3 tRNA genes are annotated in these 261 nt (G+C 53.6%); all 3 read right to left on the bottom strand.

Features of this window, described 5'->3' with window-relative positions:
• Nucleotides 1-2: 2 nt before the first annotated feature.
• The 3 genes from G9F74_RS29640 to G9F74_RS29630 all read right to left on the bottom strand — a co-directional run bounded on the left by G9F74_RS29640 (nt 3) and on the right by G9F74_RS29630 (nt 261).
• A tRNA-Glu gene (locus tag G9F74_RS29640) sits at nt 3-74 on the bottom strand.
• Nucleotides 75-92: 18 nt separating this feature from the next.
• A tRNA-Ser gene (locus G9F74_RS29635) sits at nt 93-184 on the bottom strand.
• A gap of 2 nt (nt 185-186) precedes the next feature.
• Nucleotides 187-261, bottom strand: a tRNA-Asn gene (locus G9F74_RS29630).

Here is a 261-nt window from a genome sequence, read left to right as displayed (position 1 = left end):
GGTGACCCGTACGGGATTCGAACCCGTGTTACCGCCGTGAAAGGGCGGTGTCTTAACCACTTGACCAACGGGCCAAATATTATAAATCCTTATGGCGGAGAGCAAGGGATTCGAACCCTTGATACGCTTGTGACGTATACACGATTTCCAATCGTGCTCCTTCGGCCAACTCGGACAGCTCTCCAATGGCTCCGCAGGTAGGAATCGAACCTACGACCGATCGGTTAACAGCCGATAGCTCTACCGCTGAGCTACTGCGGA

Origin of the sequence: Bacillus sp. EKM202B, from assembly GCF_011066025.1 — a bacterium.
GTDB lineage: Bacteria > Bacillota > Bacilli > Bacillales > Bacillaceae_G > Bacillus_A > Bacillus_A toyonensis.
The sequence above is the reverse complement of the archived record's forward strand: the minus strand, read 5'-3'. Positions and strand labels throughout refer to the sequence as shown.